The 6,352-nt window shown below is 73.1% G+C and carries 6 protein-coding genes and 2 pseudogenes; 4 read left to right on the forward strand and 4 right to left on the reverse strand.

Features of this window, described 5'->3' with window-relative positions:
* A partial coding sequence (locus ACNFOC_RS56135) for an efflux permease Rv1217c-related protein (RefSeq protein WP_521986919.1) occupies positions 1–109 on the reverse strand: 109 nt, incomplete at its 3' end.
* Between the two features lie 8 nt (positions 110–117).
* Between ACNFOC_RS56135 and ACNFOC_RS49075 the strand changes: the two are divergent.
* Positions 118–531: pseudogene (locus tag ACNFOC_RS49075) on the forward strand (ATPase); the annotation flags it as partial.
* Between the two features lie 95 nt (positions 532–626).
* Positions 627–1,550, forward strand: coding sequence for a sirohydrochlorin chelatase (locus ACNFOC_RS49080; protein WP_416965489.1), 924 nt, complete (start codon positions 627–629; stop codon positions 1,548–1,550).
* A gap of 89 nt (positions 1,551–1,639) precedes the next feature.
* On the opposite strand, the gene ACNFOC_RS49085 is transcribed toward ACNFOC_RS49080, so the two are convergent.
* Together ACNFOC_RS49085 and ACNFOC_RS49090 are read right to left on the reverse strand one after the other, a co-directional pair.
* Complete coding sequence (locus ACNFOC_RS49085; protein WP_416965490.1) at positions 1,640–2,677, reverse strand: lactonase family protein; 1,038 nt, start codon at positions 2,675–2,677, stop codon at positions 1,640–1,642.
* A 117-nt stretch (positions 2,678–2,794) separates the two neighbouring features.
* Entirely contained in the window at positions 2,795–4,288 is a 1,494-nt protein-coding gene (locus ACNFOC_RS49090) for an FUSC family protein (RefSeq protein WP_416965491.1), read from the reverse strand.
* Positions 4,289–4,478: 190 nt separating this feature from the next.
* Between ACNFOC_RS49090 and ACNFOC_RS49095 the strand changes: the two genes are divergently transcribed.
* Positions 4,479–4,955 carry an Lrp/AsnC family transcriptional regulator gene (locus ACNFOC_RS49095; RefSeq protein ID WP_416965492.1) on the forward strand — a complete coding sequence of 159 codons (477 nt, stop codon included), beginning with the start codon at positions 4,479–4,481 and terminating at the stop codon, positions 4,953–4,955.
* A 19-nt stretch (positions 4,956–4,974) separates the two neighbouring features.
* Positions 4,975–5,658 carry an HAD family hydrolase gene (locus tag ACNFOC_RS49100; protein WP_416965493.1) on the forward strand — a complete coding sequence of 228 codons (684 nt, stop codon included), beginning with the start codon at positions 4,975–4,977 and terminating at the stop codon, positions 5,656–5,658.
* Between the two features lie 10 nt (positions 5,659–5,668).
* Here ACNFOC_RS49100 and ACNFOC_RS49105 read toward each other — a convergent pair.
* Positions 5,669–6,226: pseudogene (locus tag ACNFOC_RS49105) on the reverse strand (XdhC family protein); the annotation flags it as partial.
* Positions 6,227–6,352: the final 126 nt, after the last annotated feature.

Raw genomic sequence — 6,352 nt, forward strand, 5'->3', positions numbered from 1 at the left:
GTCCTACGGCGACCAGGGCGGCGGCGATCGCGGCGAGGGCGATCACCGGGCCCCACGCCATGTCTCCGCCCGGGAGCTTCGGGAGGTGGCCGAAGGGGGAGATGTCCAGGACCGCCTGCGATGGCGGGGCTGCCGGGTCAGTTGTATCCGCGGTCGGACCGGCCCGCCGTACTCGCGGCTTTCGCGCCCCGTGTGGCCGAGTGCGCGCCGGTCGATCCGGTGGCGGCCGGCATCCTGCGTACCGCCGCCCGGCACATGGCCGAGTCCGCCGTCGCGGTCTGTCCGGTCGCCAGCGAGCCCCAAGTCGCGCTCACGGGTGGCCTGTTCAAGATGGGCGGCCCTCTCCTCGTACCACTGCACGAGGAGTTGGCGAAACGGCTGCCGCATGCGCGGATGGTGCCGACGGAGGGTGATCCGCTGGACGGTGCCGTGCGGATCGCGCGGGATCTCGCGGCGGACGCGCTCGTTCTGCCGTGTGACGACGTGATGTTGTCCGTGGTGAGGACAAAGGGACAAGGTGATCACTTCTGATCCGTACGTAACTCATCAGACAAAACAGGACGGATACCGCTCACCTGCACCCTCCCCGAACAGGGGAGCCCAGGAAGCCAGTAACATGCCTCGCCATGAGCTCCCCCACTGGGCCCGCGTCCGGCCTGCCAGTACGAATGCCGCGACCTCGCCAGCCCGGGCGGCACCGCCGACCCGAGCAGCTGGCGGCTCCCGAGGGCGCGCCCGCGCTGGTCCTCGCCGTGCCGGGCACGCCCAGCGCGGCCACGCGCAGCCTCGCCGAGGAGGTCGTGAGCATCGCGCGCTCCGAGCTGCCCGGTCTCGACGGCCGCATCGGTTATCTCGACGGGGACGACTCCGAGTTCCCCACGCTGACGTCCGTGCTCGCGCACGCCGCCGAGGAGCGCACCGCCCGCTTCGAGCAGGCCAGGGCCGCCGGCGCCGACGTCAAGGAGCCTGACGGGCCGGTGGCCGTCGTCGTGCCGCTGCTCGCCGGTCCGGACAGCGCGCTGCTGCGTCAGATCCGCCAGGCCGTCATGGACAGCCGTGTCGCGGCCGACCTGACCGACGTGCTCGGCCCGCACCCGTTGCTCGCCGAGGCGCTGCACGTGCGGCTGTCCGAGGCGGGTCTGGCCCGTGCCGACCGCGCCCGGCTGTTCACCGTGGCGACCGCCGCGGACGGCATCATCCTCGCGTCCGTGGGTGGCGAGGAGGCCGTGCAGGCGGCCGGGATCACCGGCATGCTGCTCGCCGCGCGGCTCGCCGTGCCGGTGATGGCGGCGGCTCTGGACCAGGAGGGTTCGATCGCGGCGATCGCGGAGCAGCTGCGTTCCTCGGGCTCGCAGCAGCTGGCGCTGGCGCCGTACCTGATCGGCCCCGAGATCGACCCGGGCCTGGTGCAGGGCGCCGCCGCCGAGGCGGGCTGTGCGGCCGCCGAGGCGCTCGGTCCGTACCCGGCGATCGGCAAGCTCGCGCTCGCCAAGTACACGATGGCGCTGGGCATCGCCCCGCCGCAGCCGCAGGGCGCTCCGGTTCGCTGACCGCCCCGCACGCGTAACGCCGTAGCGCCGAAAGGGCCCCTCCTCACGCGGGAGTGGGCCCTTCGGCATGTCGGGGGGACAACAGCGGGTCAGTCGAGAACGACGCAGGACGCGGCGGTCACCTTGATCGAGCCGTCGCGGCGCGGAACGCCCGTGGTGGGGTCGACGGTGAACCAAGTCACGTCGCCGGAGCGCTCGTTCGCCACGTACAGGCGGCCGCCGGCCTCGGTGAGTGCGCGCGGCCAGTGGCCCTCGCAGGGCACCGTGCCGACCAGTCGCAGCCCGTCGCCCTCGACGGCGAGCACGGACAGCACGTCCTCGCCGCGGGTCGCCGTCCAGACGAAACGGCCGTCCGGCGAGGCCACGATGCCCGAGGGATAGGCGGCGTCGCCGTCCGGCGGGCCGGACAGGACCCGTACCTCGGTCAGCGGTTTCAGTGCGCCGCTCTCGGCGTCCCAGCGGCAGACGGTGACGGTCGGCGTGAGTTCGTTGAGGACGTAGGCGCGGGTGCCGTCCGGGTGGAAGGCCAGGTGCCGGGGGCCCGAGCCGGGCCGGAGCGCGATCTCGCGGTGCAGTACGGGGCGGCCGTCCTCCAGCGCGCACACCCGCACGGAGTCGGTGCCGAGGTCGACGCTGACCGCCCAACGGCCGCTCGGGTCGGGCTGGATCTGATGGGCGTGCGGACCCTGCTGGCGCTGTTCGTGCGGGCCGGAGCCGGTGTGCCGGAGCTGTCCGGAAGGGCGGCCGGCCAGCGTGCCGTCCGGGCGGACCGGCACGGCGGTGACGCTGCCGGAGCCGTAGTCGGCGGTCAGGACGTGCCCCGCGAACAGGCTCAGGTACGTCGGCCCCGCGCCGCCGACGCGCACCGGCGGACCGAGCGGCTCGGGCTTGTCGCCGTTCACGCGGTACGCGGCCACCGCGCCCTCGGTCGTCTCGCTGACGGCGTAGAGCGTGTCCCCGTCGGGCGCCAGCGCCAGATACGAGGGATCGGGGACGCCGTCGACGCTGCTCAGGACGGTCAGCGCGCCGCTGTCCGCGTCCACGGCCGCCGTGACGACACCCGGGCCGCCCGCCGCCGTGAACGACCCGATGAAGGCCCGCCGTCCCCGCCTGTCGCCGTCTGCCACCGCTGTCCCCTCTCGGTCAGTGCGTCCGGGGTGACGGTAGCAGCCGATCATGACCGGTCTAGACCAAATCTGGGAGCTTTCTCCGCCCAGCCGTACCGGTCCCGCTCCCGTACCGGCTCACGCTCCGACAAGCCGCGAACCGGACCGTGCGCGCAGCGGCTCCGCGAGTTCGGCTAGGGCGCGTTCCAGGCCGTGGAGGTGGGCCAGCGCGGGCTCGACAGGTGGCCGGGCCGACGTGGCCGTGAGCCCTGAGGCGTCGCCGTCGGTGAGCGCCTCGACCGCGGTCTCGACGCGCCAGCAGGCGGCGGCGAGGCGGGCGTCGTGGGAGGCCTCCGGGTCGGCGGCCACCGCGACGAGGCCGCGGATCTCGCGGGCGCAGTCGTCGAGCAGGGCGAGCACCCGGCGGGCGCGGCGCTTGCGGCCCAGCACGGGGTTCAGCGGATGCACGAGGGGCGCGACGGACAGCCGTACCCGGCCCAGGAGTTGTTCGAGTTCGGCGACGCGTCCGGCGGGGTCGGCCGTGGCGGAACCGGCGAGGCGGGCGGCGGCCTCGGCGGTGCAGGTGTGGACGCAGCGCAGGGCGCGCTGGATCCAGGCGTCGGTGGTGGTGTGGGTGGTCACCGGCAGCACGAGGAGGACGGCCAGGACGGCGCCGAGCGCGCCGACGCCGGTCTCCGCGAACCGCAGCGCCAGCAGGCCGGGGTTCAGGACGCCGAGCAGGCCGTAGAGCAGCTCTGCCATCAAGGTCACCGAGAGCATCATCCAGGTGTAGGAGACGGCGGCCGAGTAGAAGATGCCGAAGACGCAGGCGGCGACCAGGATCGCGGTGGGGACGGGGGCGCCGTGGACGGGGACGGCGACGAGCAGGCCGAGGGCGATGCCGAGGACCGTGCCGAGGACGCGGCGGAAGCCGCGAACGACGGTCTCGCCGCGTGAGGCGGTGTTCACGAAGATCCACCAGGTGGCGCCGACGGCCCAGTACCAGCGCTGCCCGGACACCAACTGGCCCACCACGAGCGCGAATCCGGCGCCGGCGGTCGCCTGGACCGCCTGCCTCGTGGTCACCCGGGCCAGGCCGCGAGCGGCAGTTGGCGCGGGTACGGCGGCCGGGGGCAGTCGGCGTTCGTAGCACCAGAAGCCGAAACGGACCGCCGCCGCGGTGAGCACGGAGAGGACAACTGCCGCGTACAGCACGGGCAGTTGGTCGGTGGTCGCGTGCAGGAACTGCGCCACGAAGAAGGTCATGAAGGCGAAGACGCCGAGGCTGTGGCCGCGCGGTCCCCAGCGGCGGGCGTAGACGCCAGCGCCGACCACGGCGAGGAAGGTGAGGTCCCGGGCGACGGGGTGGTCGTGCAGTTCGGCCGCGGCGGCGAGCACCGGCAGGCCCACGCAGGGCAGCAGCGCGGTGGTGACGGCCTGCCCGCGCACCGTGGGGTCCGTCACCGTGAACAGGGCGAGCAGCGCGGCGAGACCGCCGGTGACGGCGCCCGCGAGGGACTGTCCCGTCAGCCCGCACACGACGACCGCGAGACCGATGCCGAGCACGGCCCGACCGGCGAAACGCAGCCGCGTACGCCCCGGGTCCGGAGCCACGAACACCCTTTTCAGCACTGCTTCCCGCCCCCTGCGATCGCCCCTGGACACCGGCCGAACACCGGCATGAAAAAGGCGCCGCGGAGGTCCGCAGCGCCATCGACCTGCCCATGAGAGCATCATCGAGGCGAGTGGCTCAAGTGGCTCCCGATTCACTGGTCCATTGGCTCGATCGCAATGCGCTGGGCCATTGGTACAGTCTTCCGTCATGAGCGTGGACGAACTCGACACCCGCATCCTCAGGCTGCTCCTGGAGCAGCCGCGTACCAGCGTGCGCGAGTACGCCCGGCTGCTCGGCGTCGCCCGCGGCACGCTCCAGGCGCGGCTCGACCGGCTGGAGCGGGACGGGGTGATCACCGGTACGGGCCCCTTCCTCTCCCCCGCCGCGCTCGGGCACCCGGTGCTCGCGTTCGTGCACATCGAGGTCACGCAGGGGCATCTCGACGAGGTCGGGGACGCGCTGGCCGCCGTGCCGGAGATCGTCGAGGCGTTCTCGATCACCGGCGGCGGGGATCTGCTCACCCGGGTCGTGGCACGGGACAACGGCCACCTGGAGGACGTGATCCAGCGGCTGATCAGCCTGCCGGGTGTCGTCCGCACCCGGACCGAGATGGCGCTGCGCGAGCGCGTCCCGCACCGCCTGCTGCCGCTGGTGGAGTCGATCGGCCGTGCGGCCGGGAAGTGACCCTTGGCATGCTGAACCCATGAGCAACCTCGGCGGCCTCTCGGTCATCTTCGATCTCGACGGAACCCTCGTGGACAGCGAGCCGAACTACTACGAAGCCACCCGGCAGACCCTCGCCGAGCACGGCGTCCCGGACTTCACCTGGGCGCGGCACGAGCGCTTCGTCGGCATCAGCACCCAGGAGACCCTCGTCCTCCTGAAGGAGCTCTACGGCCTGAAGGCGCCGGTGGAGGAGCTGCTCGCGGAGACGAACCGCCGTTATCTGGCGCTGGCCCGGGCCGCCACGCGCGTGTACCCGGAGATGCGGAAGTTCGTGGAGCTGCTGGCGGCCGAGGGGGTGCCGATGGCGGTGGCGTCGGGTTCGTCGCCGGAGGCCATCGAGGCGATCCTGGCGGGCACCGGGCTCGACGCGTCGCTGCGGACCGTCGTCTCTGCGGACGAGGTGGCACGGGGCAAGCCCGCGCCGGACGTCTTCCTGGAGGCGGCGCGTCGGCTCGGGGCGGCTCCGGCCGACTGTGTGGTCCTGGAGGACGCGGCTCCGGGCGCGGCGGCGGCGCACGCGGCCGGGATGCGCTGCGTCGCGATCCCGTACGTGGCCGCGCAGGCCGACGCCCCCGAATTCGCCACGGCGGGGCTGCTACTCCGGGGCGGGCAGGCGGAGTTCAGCGCGCAGGGGGCGTACGACTGGCTGACCGAGAACTGACCGGTCCGCTTCAGGACACCCCCAGCACGACCTTGTCCCGGTCACGGTGGATCGGCTCCCCCGAGCCGGTCAGCGGCACGCCCGAGCCGCCGTTGCGTACGGCGACGATCTCCGCCGCGATGGACAGAGCCGTCTCCTCGGGCGTACGGCCGCCCAGGTCGAGGCCGATCGGAGAGCGCAGCCGGGCCAGTTCCCGCTCGCTGACGCCGACTTCTCGCAGCCGCCGGTTGCGGTCCTCGTGGGTCCGGCGCGAGCCCATGGCTCCAACGAAGGCGACGGGCAGCCTCAGGGCCTGGCCGAGGAGCGGGATGTCGAACTTGGCGTCGTGGGTGAGTACGCACAGGACCGTGCGCTCGTCCGTGGCCGTGTGCTGGAGGTAGCGGTGCGGCCAGTCGACCACGATCTCGTCGGCGTCCGGGAAACGGCTCCGGGTGGCGAAGACGGGCCGGGCGTCGCACACGGTCACCCGATAGCCCAGGAACTTGCCGGCCCGCACCAGCGCCGCCGCGAAGTCGACGGCACCGAAGACGATCATGCGGGGTGCGGGCACGCTGGACTCGACGAAGAGCGCTGTTCACCTTTCGCCTCGGCGGACCGCGGTTCCCGACCGTCGGGTGGCGGCCGTGCGCGGAGGGTCATGGCTCCGTCACGGCAGTCGAGGCTTTCACTCATGGTGCACACGTGGTGACCAAGC

Origin of the sequence: Streptomyces colwelliae, assembly GCF_048158785.1 — a bacterium.
GTDB lineage: Bacteria > Actinomycetota > Actinomycetes > Streptomycetales > Streptomycetaceae > Streptomyces.

Coding starts and splice junctions, on each gene's coding strand:
- ACNFOC_RS49100 (WP_416965493.1), top strand. CDS start 4,975: ATGAGCAACCTCGGCGGCCTCTCGGTCATCTTCGATCTCGACGGAACC.
- ACNFOC_RS49080 (WP_416965489.1), top strand. CDS start 627: ATGAGCTCCCCCACTGGGCCCGCGTCCGGCCTGCCAGTACGAATGCCG.
- ACNFOC_RS49095 (WP_416965492.1), top strand. CDS start 4,479: ATGAGCGTGGACGAACTCGACACCCGCATCCTCAGGCTGCTCCTGGAG.